This is a genomic window from Phenylobacterium sp. (genome assembly GCF_965284355.1).
Classification (GTDB): domain Bacteria; phylum Pseudomonadota; class Alphaproteobacteria; order Caulobacterales; family Caulobacteraceae; genus Phenylobacterium.
Genome location: NZ_OZ260078.1, coordinates 4,196,921 through 4,216,134, shown reverse-complemented (window position 1 = coordinate 4,216,134; position 19,214 = coordinate 4,196,921). Strand labels below are relative to the sequence as shown.

The 19,214-nt window shown below is 66.1% G+C and carries 16 protein-coding genes; 14 read left to right on the top strand and 2 right to left on the bottom strand.

Annotated features, from left to right (window positions below):
• Positions 1–35: 35 nt before the first annotated feature.
• The 6 genes from ACQ66R_RS20715 (at position 36) to ACQ66R_RS20690 (ending at position 6,466) form a co-directional block, all read left to right on the top strand.
• A complete protein-coding gene (locus ACQ66R_RS20715; RefSeq protein WP_430425111.1) occupies positions 36–245 on the top strand; it encodes a hypothetical protein in 210 nt (69 codons plus the stop codon).
• A gap of 112 nt (positions 246–357) precedes the next feature.
• Entirely contained in the window at positions 358–1,602 is a 1,245-nt protein-coding gene (locus tag ACQ66R_RS20710) for a hypothetical protein (RefSeq protein ID WP_430425109.1), read from the top strand.
• Between the two features lie 82 nt (positions 1,603–1,684).
• A complete protein-coding gene (locus tag ACQ66R_RS20705; RefSeq protein WP_430425107.1) occupies positions 1,685–1,843 on the top strand; it encodes a hypothetical protein in 159 nt (52 codons plus the stop codon).
• Complete coding sequence (locus tag ACQ66R_RS20700; protein ID WP_430425106.1) at positions 1,844–3,865, top strand: AAA family ATPase; 2,022 nt, start codon at positions 1,844–1,846, stop codon at positions 3,863–3,865.
• On the top strand, positions 3,865–4,329 hold the full coding sequence (locus ACQ66R_RS20695; protein WP_430425104.1) for a hypothetical protein: 465 nt from the start codon (positions 3,865–3,867) through the stop codon (positions 4,327–4,329). Before ACQ66R_RS20700 ends, ACQ66R_RS20695 begins: the two co-directional genes overlap by 1 nt.
• Position 4,330: 1 nt before the next feature.
• Entirely contained in the window at positions 4,331–6,466 is a 2,136-nt protein-coding gene (locus ACQ66R_RS20690) for a DEAD/DEAH box helicase family protein (protein WP_430425102.1), read from the top strand.
• Here ACQ66R_RS20690 and dndA read toward each other — a convergent pair.
• Complete coding sequence (dndA, locus tag ACQ66R_RS20685; RefSeq protein WP_430425100.1) at positions 6,463–7,605, bottom strand: cysteine desulfurase DndA; 1,143 nt, start codon at positions 7,603–7,605, stop codon at positions 6,463–6,465. The genes ACQ66R_RS20690 and dndA overlap by 4 nt on opposite strands.
• An 85-nt stretch (positions 7,606–7,690) precedes the next feature.
• Between dndA and dndB the strand changes: the two genes are divergently transcribed.
• From dndB to ACQ66R_RS20655, 6 genes are all read left to right on the top strand, one after another.
• Positions 7,691–8,785: a DNA sulfur modification protein DndB gene (gene dndB / locus ACQ66R_RS20680; protein ID WP_430425099.1), complete on the top strand. Its 1,095-nt coding sequence runs from the start codon at positions 7,691–7,693 to the stop codon at positions 8,783–8,785.
• Positions 8,769–10,313: a DNA phosphorothioation system sulfurtransferase DndC gene (dndC, locus tag ACQ66R_RS20675; RefSeq protein WP_430425097.1), complete on the top strand. Its 1,545-nt coding sequence runs from the start codon at positions 8,769–8,771 to the stop codon at positions 10,311–10,313. The genes dndB and dndC overlap by 17 nt, the downstream gene beginning before the upstream one ends.
• Complete coding sequence (dndD, locus tag ACQ66R_RS20670) at positions 10,310–12,313, top strand: DNA sulfur modification protein DndD (protein ID WP_430425095.1); 2,004 nt, start codon at positions 10,310–10,312, stop codon at positions 12,311–12,313. The genes dndC and dndD overlap by 4 nt, the downstream gene beginning before the upstream one ends.
• Positions 12,313–12,705, top strand: a complete 393-nt coding sequence (dndE, locus tag ACQ66R_RS20665) for a DNA sulfur modification protein DndE (protein WP_430425092.1) — start codon at positions 12,313–12,315, stop codon at positions 12,703–12,705. Before dndD ends, dndE begins: the two co-directional genes overlap by 1 nt.
• Positions 12,705–13,244 carry a hypothetical protein gene (locus ACQ66R_RS20660; protein ID WP_430425090.1) on the top strand — a complete coding sequence of 180 codons (540 nt, stop codon included), beginning with the start codon at positions 12,705–12,707 and terminating at the stop codon, positions 13,242–13,244. The genes dndE and ACQ66R_RS20660 overlap by 1 nt, the downstream gene beginning before the upstream one ends.
• A 100-nt stretch (positions 13,245–13,344) precedes the next feature.
• Complete coding sequence (locus tag ACQ66R_RS20655; protein WP_430425088.1) at positions 13,345–14,433, top strand: HNH endonuclease domain-containing protein; 1,089 nt, start codon at positions 13,345–13,347, stop codon at positions 14,431–14,433.
• A 56-nt stretch (positions 14,434–14,489) separates the two neighbouring features.
• Here the strand turns inward: ACQ66R_RS20655 and ACQ66R_RS20650 are convergent, their stop codons facing one another.
• Entirely contained in the window at positions 14,490–16,448 is a 1,959-nt protein-coding gene (locus tag ACQ66R_RS20650) for a DNA phosphorothioation-associated putative methyltransferase (protein WP_430425086.1), read from the bottom strand.
• Between the two features lie 110 nt (positions 16,449–16,558).
• Between ACQ66R_RS20650 and ACQ66R_RS20645 the strand changes: the two genes are divergently transcribed.
• Together ACQ66R_RS20645 and ACQ66R_RS20640 are read left to right on the top strand one after the other, a co-directional pair.
• Positions 16,559–17,590, top strand: a complete 1,032-nt coding sequence (locus tag ACQ66R_RS20645; protein ID WP_430425084.1) for a class I SAM-dependent methyltransferase — start codon at positions 16,559–16,561, stop codon at positions 17,588–17,590.
• A gap of 78 nt (positions 17,591–17,668) precedes the next feature.
• Positions 17,669–19,171 carry a DUF2779 domain-containing protein gene (locus ACQ66R_RS20640; protein ID WP_430425082.1) on the top strand — a complete coding sequence of 501 codons (1,503 nt, stop codon included), beginning with the start codon at positions 17,669–17,671 and terminating at the stop codon, positions 19,169–19,171.
• The last annotated feature ends 43 nt before the right edge of the window (positions 19,172–19,214 follow it).

The window sequence follows — 19,214 nt, the reverse complement described above, 5'->3', positions numbered from 1 at the left end:
GCCATGAGATGACTCAACATTCGGAGCTATCTCACATGGCCCACTTCAAGCGGGGCTATCCCCACACGACCTGGCGCACTGCGCCGGGACGGATGTCGACCACGCCCTCGGGCTGGAACATCCTCCACCACTCCCGTCCCCGTCGCCGGCTGAACACGAAGCTCGCGCAGGCGATCAAGTCGGGACTCGATCCCGACGCCATCGCCTGGCCGACTGAGAAGCGGCCGCATCGGTACTATTGGTGATGCGTACGGCCGGCGGCGCATGCGCCGCCGGCTTCCCCAGCCCAACGAGCCTCGCCGCATCCCGCCGAGACCGGCTAAAGCGCCGGTTCTCCACAGCACGCCGAGTCGGACCATGGCCACGATCACGCGCGAAGCGCTCTACGACCTCGTCTGGACCGATCCCGTGCGGACGGTCGCCACCACCTTCGGCGTCTCGGATGTCTGGCTGAAGAAGGTCTGCGCCGGCGCGAATGTGCCCGTGCCGCAGCGCGGCTACTGGGCCAAGCTGCAGGCCGGCAAGCCCGCCATCAAGGTCAAGCTGCCGCCTCGTGAGCCGGGCGCGCCGCAGACCTTCTCGATCTCAAAGGCGACCCACGACTGGCGCTGGGACCCCGCCGCCGAGCTGGCCGTCCCGCTGCCCGACCCGCCGGTCTTCGACGAACCCATCGCCGAGGTCCGCGCCCGCGTCGAGAAGCGCGTCGGGAAGATCGCCCACGTCCGAAGTCTCGACTCGCCCTGGGGCGCGGTCCGCAAGCTGCTGGAGGAGGACGAACGACGCCGCGCCAAGCAGGCCACGGAGACCTGGAGCAGCGACTGGTGGGCGCCGTACTTCGACTCGCCCTTCGAACGGCGGCGGCTGCGCATCCTGAACTCGCTGGCCCACGGGTTCGCGAAGGCCGGCGCGAAGCTCGAACTGCGCGGCAAGGTCGCCCGCGAGCTCAACGTGGTGGTCGGCAGCCAGCGCCTCGGGTTCAAGCTCGACCATCCGGCCGCAAAGCCGACGATCCATGGCGAATGGAAGACCCGGCCGGGGCCCATCGACACGCTCAGGCTGGAGATGGACGCGAAGTTCCCGGACGCCGGTATCGACGGCGTCTGGGCAGACGGCGCAGACGGCAAGCTCGAGGAGCGCCTCACAGAGATCGTGGTCAGCTTCATCATCGTCGGCGAGGCGCAGTATCGCGCCCGGCAGGCCGACCACCACGTCTGGCTGGTCAAGCGCCGAGCCGACAACGAAGCCGAGCTGGAACGCCGACGCGTTGAGGCGGAGCGCAAGCGGCGCGAGGAGGAGGAGCGCGAAGCCCAGGAACGCCGTGAGCACCTGTTCGCCCAGGCCAGCGACTGGCGCACCGCCCAAGACATCCGCGGCTTCGTGGCCAGCGTCATCGCCGAGGCCGGCGCCGGCGCCAACCCGCGCATCGCAGCGTGGCAGACCTGGGCGCTGGCCGAGGCGGACGCGATCGACCCGGTGAAGCGAGGCCTGGCGGTCCTACACGAGGCCGCCGAGGCCCCCTACGGCTGCGACGAACGTTGCGACTGCGGGATGGAACGCCCCTACGAGTGTGACTGCGGAGGCGTGAAGGATCCGGATTCCTAGCGCTCGAACTCAACAATTCGCATTGCCGACGTCCTGAGGTTGACTGCTAGAGTGCAGCCAGGGGCATGCAATGGGGGAATGCGTGAAGCCAGAAGACCTTGAGGCCTTGCTCGGCAAAGTGATGGAGGTCGAGCGCCGCTTCGCTAACGAACGTAAGAATCAGCAGAGCGAACGTCGCGCCCGTGTACGGCAGGTCATCGAAGAGTTCGCTGGGTCCAAGCTCGACGCGTCGGCCAAGTAGATGCAGCTCAACTACATCAAGCTCAAGAATTTTCGGCAGTTTTACGGCGACCAAGTCATCGAATTCGGGACCGACCCGAACAAGAATGTCACTGTCATCCACGCTGAAAACGGCGTCGGCAAGACTACCCTGCTGAATGCTATCCTGTGGGCTTTCTACGAGAGGACCACCAACCGCTTCGAGCACAAGGACAAGATCCTCAATTTCGAAGCCGCTCGCGAGGGCCTGACGACGGGCACGGTCTCAGTAGGATTCGAGCATGAAGACGACAGCTTCGTGGTCCAACGGCATTTGCAGATGGAAGGCGGAAGGGCAGCCTCGAAGCTGATCGCCCAAAAGATCGTCTCTGGCGTTACACATTCGATTCCGGCGGCCGAGACCTTCATCAACTCCGTGCTGCCCTGGGAAATGGCACGCTACTTCTTCTTTGACGGCGAACACGCCGAAGCCTTCGCTGCGCAAGGAAATCAGAAGGTAGTCGCTACGGCGGTTCGAGCGATGCTCGGCTGCGAGGTTGCCGACACTGCGGTAGCTGATCTGAAGGCGATCGCAGCTGAGTTTAATCGCGAAGCTGGCCACGTACCCGGCAATCAGCAGTTAGAGCAGCTAGAGACCGAGACCGCACGGCTTGAACAGGCGGTTGCGAACGACGAAGCGGCCAAGACTCGCCTGACCGAGGAAATCGAGGCCTGGGACGACCAGCTCGACAAGATCGAAGCCTACCTCCGGGCTGCCGAGGGCGCGAAGGAAACTCAGCGACTACGTGACAGCGCCGCCGCCGACCTCCGACAGAACAACAACGATATCGCTGCGGCCGACGAGGAGGTCCTGAAATGGATCGGCGGTCGTGCGCTCAACCTGATCTCACGCCGCGCCTCGCAGCTCACCCTTGAGTTCGTCGACGAGGCTGCGCTGCGCGGCAAAATTCCTGAGCCGTACAATCAGCCGTTCATCCAGGGATTACTCACCGCACAGCAGTGCATATGCGAGCGTTGCCTAGAGCCGGGGTCGACACATTACGCAGCCGTCCTAGCGCTCACGAAGACAGCTTCCACCGCTGAGACGCTCAAAAGAGTCATCCGCGCACGGTCGCGCGTGAGCCAATTCAAGGAGACGGCCGGCGACGCCGCCAAGCTTCTGGAGAGCGCACAGGCCCGCTCCGGGCGCCTCCACCAGAAGCGCATGCGGCTCGAGCAAACACTCTCCGAGCTCGACAAGAAGATGGCTGAGATCCCGAGCCAGGAGATCAAGGAGCGCGAGGCGGCGCGAGTGGCCCTTAAGGCCAAGATCGCGGACGCGCACCGTCAGGTTGGAGCGGCGATTGACCGCATTCGCCAAGCGGAACGCACGCTGAAAGAGAACGAGGCAAAGGTGGCGAAGCTCGTCGGGCAAAACGAACGGGCTCAACGGTTTTTCGCTCGCCGGGACCTCGCCCGCCGCGGCCAGGAGATGCTGCAGCTGCTGCTGGCCGACTACGAGAAGAGCGCTCGCGAGCAGATTGAGCGCAGCATCAACAAGGTGCTGAATTCGGTTGCCCGTCGCGAGTACCGCTTCCGGTTCGGCGATGACTTCTCGATGGAGCTGCTCTACCCGGACGGCCATGCCGTGCCGCGGAGCGGGGGCGAAAACCAGCTGATGAGCCTGGCCTTCACCTCGGCGCTCATCGAGTACAGCCGACTGCGCAGCGGCGCGAGCGGCGAGATCCTCACACCGGGCACGGTCGCGCCGCTGGTTCTCGACTCGCCGTTCGGCCAGCTCGACGCGAAGTATCGCGAGGCGACCGCCAGCTTCGTGCCGGCGATGGCCTCCCAGGTCGTGCTTCTGGTCTCTAGCAGCCAGGGCGACGACACCGTGATGCGCGCGCTCGAGCCCTACATCGGCGCCGAATATCTTCTGGTGTCCGAGAACAAGGGCGACCGTGGCGAGAAGCCGGACGATCGGATCGTGTTGCGCAACCGCGAGCACTTCGCCTCGGTCTACAATCAACCACGGACCCTTACGCGCATCGAGCGGGTGCACTGATGCGATCGATCAAGTGGCAGAAGTCCTACGAGACGATGGTGCGGCGGCTGGCCGAGACGCCGCATCCGCAAAGCAAGAAGTCGATTTTTCCAACCATGCGGGAGCTGATCTGCTTCGCCGCGATGTTGGGGTTCGAGAAGGAGACCCATGTTCCGCTGAACGGAGACACGCTCGAGATCGACTACCGCATCTGGCAGAATAGCGAACTGGCTCTCGACCTCCTCTTCCTCATTCCGTTGGCGCACCGGCAATCCGCCGACATTCTGCGCGAGGACGCCGAGGACGAGATGACGGAGATCTTCGAGAACTATGCGAACGGCGGCCTCGAGATTCTCAAGGGCTGGATGAACGAGAAGCCGGACGATCTGAACGGCGACCGCGCAATCCTGGCCGCCCTTCAGAAGCATGGCTTCCTGCAGCTGGAGAAGAAGCCCGAGGACGTCCTGGCCGACGTCGAGTTCTGACGTGCTGCGCGACCTTCCGCTGAAGGCCGTCTATCGGACCGAGTCCGACAGCATCCTGGAGGACTTCTATATCCCAGCGCTCAGCCAGGCGGTCACCTACGACCGAGCGGTGGGCTACTTCTCGGCCGGCATGATCTCCTACGCCGCGCAGGGGCTCAGCGCGTTCGTCGAGAACGAAGGCAAGATGCGCCTCATCATCGGAGGCGAACTCGCGCCAGAAGACGCCGAGGCCATGCAGGAGGGCTACGACACCCGCGCACTGGTCGCGAAATTTGGCGACTTGATCCTGCGCACCTTTGACAGCGTGTCGGATGGGCTCTTTGAACGCCGCCTCGAAGTGCTCTCCTTCCTCATCGCCAGCGGTCGGTTGGACGTGAAGCTCGCGCTGAAGCGACGTGGCATGTACCACGAGAAGATCGGCATTCTGCGCGACCGCAGCGGCGATGGCGTCGTCTTTCAGGGGTCGGCGAACGAGACGGCCAACGCCCTGGTGCCGGACTTCAACTTCGAGTCCGTCAACGTCTTTAAGACCTGGCAGCCGGAACTCGCCGACCACTTCCAGCCGTACGTCCAAGGCTTCGAGACGCTCTGGAAGAATCAATCTCGCAACACCCTCGTCCTCGACTTTCCCGAGGCCGCAAGGGACCGGCTCGTACGGATTGCCACCCACGTGCGCTTTCCGACGCCCGAGGTTGAGATCGATCTCTGGCGCAAGCATACGCGGGCGGACCGGTCACACGTGGAGATCGAAGACCCGAAGATCCCCGTGACTTTCGGCGGCGCGCCCTTCCAGCTCATGGAGCATCAACGCGGGGCTCTGCAGAAGTGGAAGGCCGCGGGGCTCACGGGTGTGCTGGCGCTCGCCACAGGCGCCGGCAAGACCGTCACGTCCATCTACGGTGCAGTGAAGCTCTACGAACAGACCCGACGCATGTTCCTGGTGGTCGCGGTCCCGTACCAGAACCTCGCCGACCAATGGGTCGCCACCCTGCGCGACTTCAACATTACGGCCCTGCGCTGCTACGCCAACTCAGCCGACTGGTCGGACGAGATGAGCCGCCTCGTGACCCTCTACGAGACCGGCGCCATCAGCTTCGCCTGCATCGTGGTCGTGAACCGCACGCTGCAATCTGAGCGCTTCCAACAGATGCTCGCGCAGATCCCCGGCGACCAGCTCCTGTGGGTGGGTGACGAGTGTCACCACCATTCGAGTGCGGGCCTTCGCGCGGCGCTGCCCGAGCACGCCGCCATGCGGCTTGGGCTCTCGGCCACGCCTGAGCACTATCTCGACGTCGAGGTGACCGACCGATTGCTCAGCTACTACGGCCAGATCGTCGACACCTACACTTTGGCCGACGCCCTCCGCGATGGCGTGCTCACGCCCTACGACTATGATGTCGTGCTGGTCGACCTCACCGACGAGGAGGTCGACGAGTACCGCAAACTGAGCGACCAGATTTCCCGGCTGATGGCGCAGACGGGGGAGAAGAACGCGGACGCTCCTGGCGACGATAGGCTGAAAACCTTGCTGATGCGCCGCGCACGTCTGCTCGGCGCCGCCGCCAACAAGATCCCCGCCCTGCGCAGCTTGCTCGTCGAGCGCGAGCCGGAACCGATGACGCTCTTCTACTGCGGGGACGGGCAGACCGAAGACGACGATACGGGTGTCGCGATGCGGCAGATCGAGCTCGTCTCCAAGGAGATCCACAAGCTCGGCTGGTCGAATTCTCACTTCACGTCGCGCGAAAGTCGCGTCGCGCGCGTCGAGATTCTCGACCATTTCCGCTTAGGCCTCGTCGATGCGCTCGTCGCGATCCGTTGCCTAGATGAGGGCATCGACGTGCCCGCCTGTCGGAGCGCGTACATCCTCGCCAGCGGCCGCAATCCAAAGCAGTTCATCCAGCGACGAGGCCGGATCCTGCGCCGCGCCCCCGGTAAGACATCGGCCCGGATCGTCGACTTCGTAATTCGGATCCCGGACGACGTAGCCGAGGACTCGCCGATCGAGCGACAGTTGCTGGTGAACGAGTTGAAACGGGTCGCGGAGTTCGCGCGCCTGGCGCGAAACTCCGCCGCCGCGATCCGAACGCTCGAACCTATTCTCGAGCGGTACGACCTGCACCACCACCTGGTCTAGCTCTCGACTAGACCGAGGTCAGCGACCCGGTCCGCCAACTCCCGCCACGGGGGGGCCTCACCCAGGTGGCTCCAGGAGAGCCGCACCGCGCCTTCGATTACGTCGTCCGGTAGGCCCATCGCGGTCAGGACATGGCTAGGCGCGTAGTTGGCCGAGGTGCAGGCCGAGCCGTTGGACATCGCCGCCACATCCTTTGCGGCGAGCATCAGAGCTTCGGAATCAACGCCGGGAAAAGCGGCCATTAGCACGTGAGGCATCACGTGGGCTTGGTCGCCGATCAAGACGGCGCCGAGCGGAGCGAAGGCCGCGAGCGCCGCGGCCCGATGCATCTCACAGGCGGCCTGGCGGCTGGAGTGCTCGTGGTGGGCCAGCGCCGCCGCCGCCCCGAACCCGACGATCAGTGGAACTGGCAGCGTGCCTGGGCGCAGACCCATCTCGTGGCCGCCTCCGTACATCAGCGGCGTCAATGGCGCGCGTTGGCCTTGCCGGCGCCGCGCGACGAGGGCCCCCACGCCTTTGGGGCCATAGATCTTGTGAGCGCTAATCGAGATCAGGTCGACACGCGCCGATTTGAGCTCGGCGATCGACTTTCCAAATCCTTGGGCGGCGTCCACGTGGAAGTGCGCGTCATGGCTCGTCAGACCGCCGGCAATCTCGGCGATCGGCTGCAGCACGCCGGTCTCGTTGTTGGCCTGCATGACTGAAACCAGAAGCGTATCGGGTCGCAGGGCCGATAGGACATCCTTGGACCTCACACGCCCGGACGCATCCACGGGGACGTAGGTGACCTCGAAGCCACGGGCCTCAAGCTCACCAATGGGCTCCAGGACCGCCTTATGCTCGATTGTCGTCGTGATCAGATGACGCCTGTTCTGCGCCTCGCCGTGCGGAGCCAAGCCGAGGATCGCAAGGTTGTTGGCCTCGGTCGCCCCTGACGTGAAGACGACCTCTGCAGGGTCCGCCGCCACCACGGCGGCAACCTCAACTCGCGCCCGCTGCACAGCCTGCTTGGCGCGAAGGCCGAACTCGTGGGTGCGGCTCGCAGCGTTGCCGTACTCCTCGTCGAAGTAGCGGAACATGAGCTCGCGGACCTGCGGCGCGAGGGGCGTGGTGGCGTTGTTGTCGAGATAGACAGGCATTTGCCGACTCAAAAAGGTGCGTCTAGAACGCTATCTGTTTGTTATCCCGATTGACAAACAGTTTGCAAAAGGACGCCCGCGGCGCATGGACGACGCCTTCCAATATGTGTTCCCGGCGATCCGGGGCGTCCAGGCCGGCCGGGAATATTACGTGTCGATGTGCCCCCTGCGGCTCATCCCAAAAATCTTCCTCTTCAACGAAGAAGAGCTGACGCCAGAGCTGCGAGCGCAGCGCACCTTGAACAAGGGCCGGGTCCCAGAGATCGCGCGCTACATCACGGAGAATCCCAAAGGGTACGTCTTCTCCGCCCTGACCGCGTCGGTAGATGCGGACCTCGAGTTCGAGCGCACGTCCGAGCAGAACGCGAGCCTCGGGCTGCTGCGCATCCCCATGTCCGGCCAGTTCATCATCAATGACGGTCAGCACCGTCGCGCGGCGATCGAGGTCGCTCTGCGGGAGAACCCCCGCCTCGGCGACGAAAGCATCGCCGTCGTCTTCTTCAGCGACATCGGCTTGGCGCGGTCGCAGCAGATGTTTGCGGACCTGAACCGCTATGCGATCCGCCCCGCGACCTCGATCTCCATCCTCTACGACCACAGGGATCGCAGCGCCGAGCTCGTCCGTCAGCTCATCCAGCAAGCGCCGCCGTTCCGAGACCTTGTCGAGATGGAGCGGAGCAACCTCTCGCTCCGGTCGCGCCGCCTCTTCACCTTCAGCGCGATCTACCAGGCCACGAGCGCGCTGCTCGGTGACACGAGCGACGAAGTCTTCGACGCCAACCTAGCCCTTGCCGCCCAGTTCTGGACGGACGTCGCACAGCAGCTCCCCGAGTGGGAGCAGGTGCGCCGCGGCCGGCTCGCGGCGAGCGAGGTCCGCCAGGATCTGATCCATTCCCACGGCGTCGTCCTGCATGCCTTGGGCAAGGTCGGCGCGGCACTGTTGAGGGCTGAGCCAAATGCGTGGAAAAAGCGGCTCGCCGGCTTGTCCGACATTGACTGGTCTCGCAACAATCCGGCCTGGTCGGGGCGCGCTGTGGTGAGAGGTCGCCTGTCCAAGGCGACCACCAACGTGCTTCTCACCGCCAACTACATCAAGCAGCGCATCGGCCTCGAGCTCACCCCCGAAGACCAGCGCGTTGAGGACGCCTTCCTGCGAGGGGACTATGAGCGAGACGGATAAACCGGCGCGGCGGTCCGCCTTCGCCGAGGTCGGGTTCAAGCCGACGCTCACGGCGCTCCTGCGGCGGATCCAGGACACCTATCTCGCCGACGAAATCCCCTGGGTGGTGGGGTACAGCGGCGGCAAGGATTCCACCGCGGTTCTGCAGTTGGTGTGGCTCGCGCTTGCACAGCTTCCGGAGGGGACGGCGCGCAAAGACGTGCACGTGATCTCGACCGATACGCTGGTGGAGAACCCAGTCGTGGCCGCCTGGGTGGACCGGTCCCACGAGGTGATGGGTCAAGCGGCGCAGAAGCTGGGACTGCCCATCTTCCCGCATAAGCTGACGCCGGACATCCGGAGCACCTTCTGGGTCAACCTCATCGGGCGAGGCTATCCGGCGCCGCGCCCCAAGTTCCGCTGGTGCACGGAGCGGATGAAGATCCGGCCCGCCGACGCCTTCATCGGCGACGTGGTCCGCAAGAACGGCGAGGCGATCGTCGTCCTTGGCACCCGCAAAGCTGAAAGTACGGTGCGCGCGGCGCGCATGAACGCCAACGAAGCCGGCAAGGTGCGAGAGAACCTGAGCTCTCACGCCTCGCTTCCGAACGCCTTCGTCTACAGCCCGATCGCCGACTGGTCGAACGACGACGTGTGGCTCTTCCTCATGCAGGTGAAGAACCCCTGGGGCTACGACAACAAGGCGCTCCTCAACATGTACCAGGGCGCCTCGGCCGACGCCGAGTGTCCGATCGTTCTCGACACCTCCACGCCCAGCTGCGGCGACAGCCGCTTCGGCTGCTGGGTCTGCACACTGGTCACGCAGGACAAGTCGATGTCGGCGATGATCCAGAACGACGAGGAGAAGGAGTGGATGTCTCCGCTTCTCGAACTGCGCAACGCACTCGATGAGCCGGACCACGAGAAGCGCGACTTCCGGCGGATGGGCGGCCACGTCCAACTGTTCAACCAGGCCGACAAGCCGATCCCAGGCCCCTACACCCAGGCGTCACGCGAAGATTGGCTGCGGCGTCTGCTTCGCGCGCAGCAGATCGTCCGCAACCACCCTAAGGCGCCGCCGGAAGTGCGCGGGCTCGACCTCATCACGATGGACGAGCTGCACGAGATCAGGCGCATCTGGGTGGTCGAGAAGTACGAGATCGAAGACCTCCTCCCCGCGCTGTTCGAGGAGGAGACCGGCCAGCCGTTCCCGACCAAGAAGCTCGACGACGCCCAACCCTTTGGCCCCGCCGAGATGCGTCTGCTGAAGGCGTGCGCCGGCGACGACCAGCTGCACTTCGAGCTCGTCCGAGAGCTGCTCGAGGTCGAGCGCAGCTACCGCACCACCTCGCGTCGCGCCAAGCTGCACGAGCGCCTGGAGGACGCCTTCAAGCGCGGCTTCTACGACGGCGTGGAAGACGCCACCGAGCGGGCCGTCCGCGAGCGCACCCTGGGTGGGCTAGTCGAGAAGGTGGGCGCCACCAACGCGAACGTCACGCGCGCGGCCACAGACCTCCTCAACGAACTCGACGCCGGAGAACGGTCGTGATCCTCGACGAGCTCGTCCTCCACAACTTCGGGGTCTATCGTGGCCGCCAGCGCTTCGACCTAACGCCGCAGTCACCGGAGCGGCCGATCGTGCTGATCGGCGCGCAGAATGGGTCGGGAAAGACCACCTTCCTGGAAGGCCTGCAGCTCGCCTTCTTCGGGCCGCTCGCACAGTCGGGGCTGAGAGGCAGCGTCAGCTATGAGGACTACCTGCGCCGCAGCATTAACCGCAATGTCCCCGCCGAGGACGGCGCGGAGGTGCAGGTCACCTTCCGCCGCGTGGTCTCCGGCCGGGAGCAGGTCTTCTGCATCCGCCGCGCCTGGTCGGTCCAAAAGGACCGGCTGAAGGAGGTCTTCGAAGTCGTCGTCGACGGCAAGCTCGACCGGGTCCTCGTCGATAGCTGGGCCGAGTTCGTGGAAGAGATGCTGCCGCCGCGCATCGCTCCCCTTTTCTTCTTCGACGGCGAGCGGATCGAACAGTTTGCGGACCTCGACCGGTCCGCCGCGGTCATCGAAACGGCAGTCAATGCGCTCCTGGGCCTCGACCTCGTCGAGCGCCTGACCCTCGACCTGGAGGTGCTCGAACGCCGCAAGAAGGCGGCTTCTGTGAACAAGCAGGCCCGCGCCGTTCTCACCGACTCCGAGCGCGCGGTTCATACCGCTGAGGACGCTGCCCAGACCGCCTACGGCGCCGTCGGCGCGGCGCGACAGCTCGCCGAGCGTCGCGAGGCCCAGGCCGTTCGCGCCCGCCAGGCCTTTGCCGCAGAGGGTGGCGACCTATTCAAGGCGCGCGAAGAGCTCACCGCTGAACGCGCGCGGCTCGCGGGCGCCATCGACGGCGTCGAAAAGTCCCTCCGGGCCTGGGCTGCCGACTGCGCGCCGATGCTGCTGGCGCCCCAGCTTATGGCCAGCGTCGCCGAGCAAGGGGCGGAAGAAGCGGCCTCGGCGGATACGCGAACGATCCTGGGCCATCTGGCCGAGCGGGATGCGCGTACGCTCGAGGCCATGCATAGCAAGGGCGCCTCGCCCGCGTTGATCGCGGCGCTCGGCGCCTTCTTCGCCGAAGACTGCGCCAGCCTCTCTGCGCAGGCCCAGGTCAGCGGCTATCTTGACCTGCCGAGTGCCGCCTATGGGCAGCTTCAGGGCCTGATGACCGATGGCCTCGCGGCCGCCCGGGCCCAGCAAGCCGAGCTGCTCGGCGAGCTGGACCAGCTGCAAGCCGCTCTCGACATCGTCGAGCGCAAGCTGGCCGCGATCCCGGCGCCAGAGGCGATCGCGCCGCTGCTAAGCGCCGTGGCGCACGCGGAAGCCGAGCTGAAGACCGCGCAAGCGGCGCGGCAGGATGCGGAGGCGGCCTACGAAACGGCGCTCCGCGAAGTCGCGTTCCTGCGTTCCGCCTACCAGGGCCTGCTCGACAAGCACGTCCAGCACCGGCTCAAGGAAGAGGACGCGCAACGAACCATCGAGCACGCCGCCCGGGCGCGCGCGACGCTGGCGCAGTTTCGCCGCGACGTCGTGCGCCATCACGTCCATCGGCTGGAACGCCTCATTCTGGATGCCTTGCAGGAGCTGCTGCGCAAGGACGACCTGGTCGCCACGGTCGAGATCGATCCCGAGACCTTCGCCATTACGCTGCGGGATGGCGGCTGGGCCCCTCTGCCGCCGGAGCAGCTTTCCGCAGGCGAGCGTCAGCTCTTTGCGGTGGCGCTACTGTGGGCGCTGGCGAAGGCTTCGGGGCAGGCTGCTCCGACCGTCATCGACACGCCGCTCGGTCGGTTGGACTCCACCCACCGCGAGCGCCTGGTAGAGCGCTATTTCGGCCGCGCCGGCGAGCAGGTGATCCTGCTCTCCACCGACGAGGAGATCGACGCCAAGCTCTACGCACGCCTGGAGCCCTGGCTGACCCGGAGCTTCACAATCGCCTATGACGCCGAGACGCACGGCAGCCGCGTTCTTCCGGGCTACGCCTTCGCGGCTCCCGACGAGCTGGAGGCAGCGTAGTGGCCATCGAGACCGTCCGCATCGACGAGCAGGGCCGTGAACAACTCATCCGGCTAAAGCGGCACACTGGGATCGAGCACTTCAATGTGCTCGCGCGATGGGCCTTGTGCGCCTCGCTCGCGGAGCCCACCCGTCCCCCCATGCGGCTCTTCAAAGGCGAGCCGGCCCTTGAGATCGCCTGGCGGGTTTTCGGCGGGGCTCACCACGATCTCTACCTCGCGCTGCTGAAGCAGCGCTGTGTCCACGACGGGCTCCCCGTCGATGATGCGACGCTGCATGAGCAGTTCCGCCTGCATCTTCACCGCGGGCTAGGCTACCTCGCCGCCGACAAATCGATCCGCTCGATCGGCGGCCTGGCCCGAAGGCTCGACGAGACCCCGCGGGCCGCGTGATGGCGACGCCCGACCTGGACGCCCGGGCGAGCACAAACTTCACCTTCGCCGACCTTTGCCATTGCAGCGACACCTGGCGACGAACGGAAGTCGCCAACACGCCGCGCGAGCCCGAGACCTACGCTGCGCTCCGCCAGCTGTGCGAAGTGATCCTCGAGCCGGCCCTCGCCGCTTTCGGTCCGCTCGAACTCACTTACGGTTTCGCCGGACCGGCGCTGACCCGTCTCATCCATCGCCGGATCGCGCCGCGCCTTGACCAGCACGCCGGCCATGAGCGCAACCGGACAGGCGCTCTCGTCTGCTCTCGCGGCGGCCAAGCAGCCGACTTCCAGGTCACAGGCGTTCCGGCCAGCCGCCTCGCCCTGCATCTCGCCGAAACCACCGCGTTCGATCGGATCTACTTCTATGGAGACGACCGGCCGTTGCACGTCAGCGTCGGCCCGCAAAATGCGCGGCAGATCGTCGAGCTTCGCCTTCGCAATGAGCGGCTCGTCCCGCGGCCCCTCGCGCTGGCGACGCTTGGACAGATGGCCGGGTAGTCGCTCACCTTACCCACATCTGGCCTTGGCGGCCGACGCCAAGCATTGCACGACTCCCCTCCCGAGCGACCGTTCGGAACGCGTATGGGAGCCGCCTACCTTGCTGCAGCCGGACCAAATCCGCCCCTTGGCCCGCGCCCTTACCCACACCACCAGTTCCTACAAGTTCCTATGGCTGCAAGCCCTCCTAGACACGGCCGAACAGCAGCTGAAACAGGTCGCGCTCGACGATCTGCTGGTGGCGATGGTGGCTCGCGCCTGGAAGCTCACCCAGTTCCACCGACTCCGGCTGGGTCACTATGATCAGCTCCAAGGGCTTTGCGGCGCCATCGCTGAACGCACGGGCCTCCCGCCGAACGCGGCGCCGATTCAGGTCGTCCGCCGACTGCGGGCGGATCCGGAGCTCCTCGCGGAGTCCCGAGCGCTGGCGCGCTACGTCCCGCAGCGGTTTCTGGCGCCCTGGTTCGAGCGCGAGCTGCGCGGCGTACCCGAGGGGAAAAAGCACCGCGCGATCGCGATGCTCGCCGCCCGGCACCGAGAGACGGAGCGAGCGGCGCCCTACACCCTCGACGGCACGGGTCCGCGCGTGATCCTCGATCCGGTCTGGAGCCTTTGGGCCAGGGCCCACATGACCTTCCTGCGGGCGTATGTGGAGCGCGAGTTCGCCGACTTCCTGCAGGATCGGAACCCCGGGTCACCGGCCGTCTTGCGCAAGATTCGCGGCGAGACCCGCCGCAATCTGGCGCGAGCCCGACGCTTCTGGGCCCCGATCATTTCGCAGCCCGCCGGCCTGCGCGACTTTTACGCAGAGGCGGCGCTCGAGCCGGGCGACGCGCACTACGACCACGTATTGCCCTGGGCCTTCGTGGCGCACGACCTACTGTGGAATCTCGTGCCGACCACCTCGGCCATCAACATCGCCAAATCCGCCCGCGTCCCTGACCCGGACCTCTATCTTGAGCGACTCGCCCGCTGGCAGTTCGAGGCGCTCCAGGCGCAGCCGGGGACGGCGCTGGATCTGCTCATCGACCACGCGGAATTCCTTGGTCTGGAGGAGCCGCGCGCCCTCCGCAACCTCCCCCAGACGGACTTCAGCGAACGGTTCGAAGACCGCTTTCGACCCCACCTCATCGCAGCCCTGAACGCCGGCTTCGCGGGGTCATGGCGCTACGATCCCGCGAAGCCCTAGGCGAGGCAGCGCTGTTCCTGGCGGCCGTATGCCTTTCGGCCGCGCGACGCCGCGGTCTAGCTCCGAGTTCGCACGGCGCTCACGATGTCTGGCCAATGTGCGCGAAGGCCATCGGCGACGAAGCCGGTCGCGAAGAGCCGTGCGTCAAACTCCGCCTGGCGCGGATAGTCAGGGTGGTCCCGCGCCATCAGCCGCGACTTGAACACCAGGCGCTGGTCTTCGGCATAGTGGTCGAAGCGCCGGATGCGGAGCGCGCGCAGGTCTACCTTGCTTCGGGTCTCTAGCCTGGGGAGCATCGCAGTCCCGAAATCGGCGTAGCGAAGCGCACTCACCTTGCTGCGGCCGACATGAAACTTGAGGACCTGCGCGGCGTCGAGGCCGCCGGCAAACCGCTCGGCGCAGCCGGCTAGGCAGCGGAGCGGCGGCGGCAGATGAGGGAGGTTGGCGATCCCCGCCCAAAGGTCTCCCTCAGGGTCTCGCCAGCCCAGACCGGCCGCGTCGGCCGCGTCGGCCGCGGCGGCGACGGTCTCCTCGCACGCCAAGGATTGCAGCAAGGACCGGCCTGCGCTTTCCGCCGCCGCAAGCGAGCCGAAGAACGCCTTCACGTCACGCTGAAGCCGGTCCGGCAGAGTTCCGAAGCTTTGCCGGGCGTTGAACAGGTTGAGCGCGAAGTAGACCGTGAGATCCTCCGTCCGCTGCAGGCGTACACGATTGAGACCTTCGGCGTCACAGACCCCCAGCGCCTCGCGCACCGCTGCGACGAGCGTCACCTTCGCCTCCGCCAGACGGACGAGCAGGTCTGGGTCACACTCGGCAGGCGCTGGTGGGCGGCCGAGCTCGTAGCTGAGCCTCGCTAGGTCTTCCACCTCGCCGCGGACCGCTTCCATCCGGGCGGCCGCACGAACGCGGCGTTGCGCCAGGGCGGCCAGCGGAGAGGAGGTGCGACGCGCCTGCCTCGCCGCCAAGAAGGCTTGCTCGGCGATTGGATCGCGAAAAACGAACATCAGCCCCGCCCCGGCCGGATGGGCTTCGGCGCCCAGAGTGGTCTCGATGAAGCTTTTCAGCTCTTCGGGCAGGTAGAACTTCTGGAAGGTGCCGAGGCGGGTCAGGTGGCCATCCGCGTAGGGTCGGCAGGAGGCCAGCGACGCGCGGCTCGACGTGATGACGGCCACGGCCAAGCACCGCTGAGCCAGACCGAACGCTTCGCGGAGCGCCAGAGCGCGCTCGAGCGGACGTTCGATCACATTGAGAACAAACCCGAGGTTGACGACCTCGGCCGACGTCTTCGGGGTGTCCGGCGCGTAGTAGGGGTCCCAGCCGGTCGCGGCGAGACCCGCGGCCCGCAGACCCTCCACGTCGGAGCCGAAGCCGCAGCCGTAGTCGAATACGCGGTCGCCGGCGCCGATCAACCCGTACTTCAGCAAGGCTTGAGTGGGACTCGACAAACTGGAGCGTTGAAGCGCCGCAAGGTGCCGACGCACGACAACCGGCGGCTCATCGTCCGCGGCCGACAATACGTCATGGTCCACAACACGGACGCCTGCTTCCTTAAGCCGCCGAGCCCAGCCCAGGCGGGTACCGATGGTCGTGGTGGCGTTCAGGAGGCCCAGGCCTTCGAGCTGCGCCGTCAAATGGGCAAAGCGGTCGCGACGCGGGTCGTCCGCGCTCAGTAAGAGCTCCTTGCGATGCAGGACCGGCGGGTTTGCTCGCAGACGATAGGACCGCCGAAGCACCGCGCGCCGGCCAAGGTCCACGGTCAGGCTCTCGAGAAGCGCCGGGAAGGATTCCTCAAAGTCTTCGTAGGTCAGCAGCGTGAGCCGCCGCTCATCGAGCTCGGACCACTTCACGACATTCCACGCCTGTGTCCCCGCGAGCGCTTCGGCCGCGAATACGCGCTCGGCGACGGACGCCGGCCAGTCCGCCGCGGCGTCCCGGTGCGCGTAAACGTGATGCCCCACCCTCTTGCCGAGCTCGGCGCCGATCATCGCCAACTCCATGCTGCCGTCTGACTTCATCCTAGGCGCCACGCCGGGATGAAACGAGGCCGCACGCGGCTTTGAGTTGAAGATCGACTTCAGCCAAGATCGTCATCTGGCGACCGGGCGCCAAGTTGAGGGCTGCGACCGTGGATGCGGAAGAGAAAGAGCTGACGAAGACCCTCGCGCTCTACGACCAAAATTCGCAGACGTTCCGCTCGCTGAACCAGCTGATGTGGCAGATCCCCTTGATTGCCATGACCTTGACCGGCGGCCTGTGGTTTGGCGTGTCGAAGGCAGAGGCGACACCCACATTCCAGTTCTGCCTACTGCTCTTGGCTTTCGCCGGAAACGTCGGTCTCGCCATTGTCCTCTCTCGGCTGCGCTACATCATGGAGTGCTACCTCAATTGGCTAGAAGCGACCTACACCGAGGGCTTCGTGAGCGCACCGGGCACCCACCTTCTGAACCGTCCCTTGAGCGTTCGCTGGGTGTTCCAAATCATGCTAAGTCTTGCGGCAGCTGCGAGTCTTATCCTTATGATTGCGCCCGCCAAGCAACTGGGGCTCCTGCCCCAATCGAAGAGCGAAGCCTCGGTCGGGTTTTACGATCGGCAGGCGCGTGACCTTGCTGACAGCTACGAAGGTCTGCCCTTCGAACAGGCGCATCCCGCACTCGTCGCCAAACTTCAGGGGCGTACGCGCTTGCGGATCCTCGACGTCGGGTCCGGCACCGGCCGTGACGCGGCCTGGCTGGCCGAGGCCGGCCACACGGTGACCGCCGTCGAGCCATCTGACGGCATGCTTCGCTTGGCGCGTGAACTGCATCCGCAGGCCCTGGTCCGCTGGACGAAGGGCAGCCTGCCGGAGCTGGCGGCGATCAAGGCAGGGACCGTTTACGACGTCGTCGCCCTAAGCGCGGTTTGGATGCACGTCCATCCGCAGGAACGCAGCGAAGCATTCGACCGTCTCGAAGCCCTAAGGGCACCCGGCGGCCTCATCTACATGACGCTTCGGAACGGACCCAGGACTCCTGAACGGGCCATGTTCCCCACGACCGTCGCGGAGCTTCGCGGCCTGGCGAAGCCGCATGGCCTTGTCGTCGACGACTTGGGCGAGGCGCCCGACCTCCTCGGCCGGACTGGGGTTTCCTGGCGGACGGTCGTCGTTCGCGAGCCATAGGAGGCTCGCCCTCAACAGCGAAGACCAACATTTTTTGACCCTGAGCTGCGGCGCCATGCTCTGCGTCGGAGGCGTGCCGTGCTGACAAAATCGCAGCTGATGTCCTGGCGCCAGTGCCCCAAGCGGCTCTGGTTGGAGAGGCATAGCCCGACTGAGCCCCCCGCGAACGCCGAGGCCCTGCGGCGCGGACAGACCGTCGGCGAGGTCGCCCGGCTCGTCTTCGGGGGACCGGACGCGGTGATGATCGACCGCACGCGGAATGGCGCTGCCGTCGCGCGCTCGCAGACGGCAGAGATGATGGCCCTGGGGTGCACCCTCTTTGAGGCGGCCTTCGGCGACGACGAGCTGACGGCCTACGCCGACCTTGCGCGTCCGCACGCCGGCGGCTGGGAGCTTGTGGAGATCAAGGACGCCAGCAAGGTGAAGCCGCATCACCTCGACGACGTCGCCATCCAAGCCGCGGCCGCTCGACGCGCCGGTCTCGCCCTGAAGCGAGTCAGCGTGAGTCACCTCAACACGAAGAAGCCGTACCGCGGCGGCGGCGACTATAGCGACCTGTTCACCGTCAAGGATGTGACGGGTGATGTCGCGGAGCTCATCGAGGCGGTAGACGGATGGGCTGAGGCCGCCGCCGAGGTCCTGGCGGCGGCGTCGCCTCCGGAGCGTGGCACGGGCGACCACTGCGAGACCCCCTACCCGTGTCCGTTTCACGACCGCTGCGCCACGGAGGAGCCGCAGGTCGCCCATCCGGCCGCCTGGCTGCCCGGGCGGCGGAGCGCGGCGGCCCAGGCGCTGGAAGGGGCGGGCGCCCGCGACATGGCTGAGTTTCCGGATGACGTCCTGAACCTGACCCAACGCCGCGTGAAGGCTCAGACCCTGGCCGGTGAAATCCACTTCGACCAGCGCGGTGCGGCGGCCCAACTTGCGGCGTGTGTCTTCCCGCTGCACTTCCTGGATTTCGAGACGGTTGTGGCGCCGATCCCGCTCTGGGCGGGCACGCGGCCCTACACGCAGAAGCCCTTCCAGTTCAGCCTGCATATCCTGGATGCCAACGGGGCGCTGACCCACCGGGACTGCTTGCTCACCGACGGCGAAGACCCAACCGGCGCCTTCGCCGAGGCGCTGGTGCGGGCGTGCGGGAGCGCAGGGTCGATCATCGTCTACAATGCGAGCTTCGAACGGACGCGGGTCAAAGAGCTCGCGAGAGACTTTGGCGACCTCGCTTCGCAGCTCACGGCGATCAATGACCGGATGGTCGACCTACAGCCCGTCGCCCAGGCCCACTACTATCACCCCGACCAACAAGGCAGCTGGAGCATCAAGAAGGTGCTTCCCTGCCTCGTGCCTGAGCTTCGCTACGACTTGCTCGACGGCGTGCAGAACGGTACGGCGGCGATCGACGCCTACCTGGAGCTCACACACCCCGAGTGCGCGCCCGACCGCAAAGCGGCGCTTGAGGACCAGCTGCGCCGCTACTGCCATCTCGACACCCTGGCGATGATCGCCGTCTGGGCGCGCTTTACTGGCAACATCGCTGCTCTCGAAAGCACGCTGGACCGGGCGCCAAAGCCGCTAGCCTAGCTGCGGCACCCCGGCAGCGGACCGGCGACCGGACGGCTGAGCG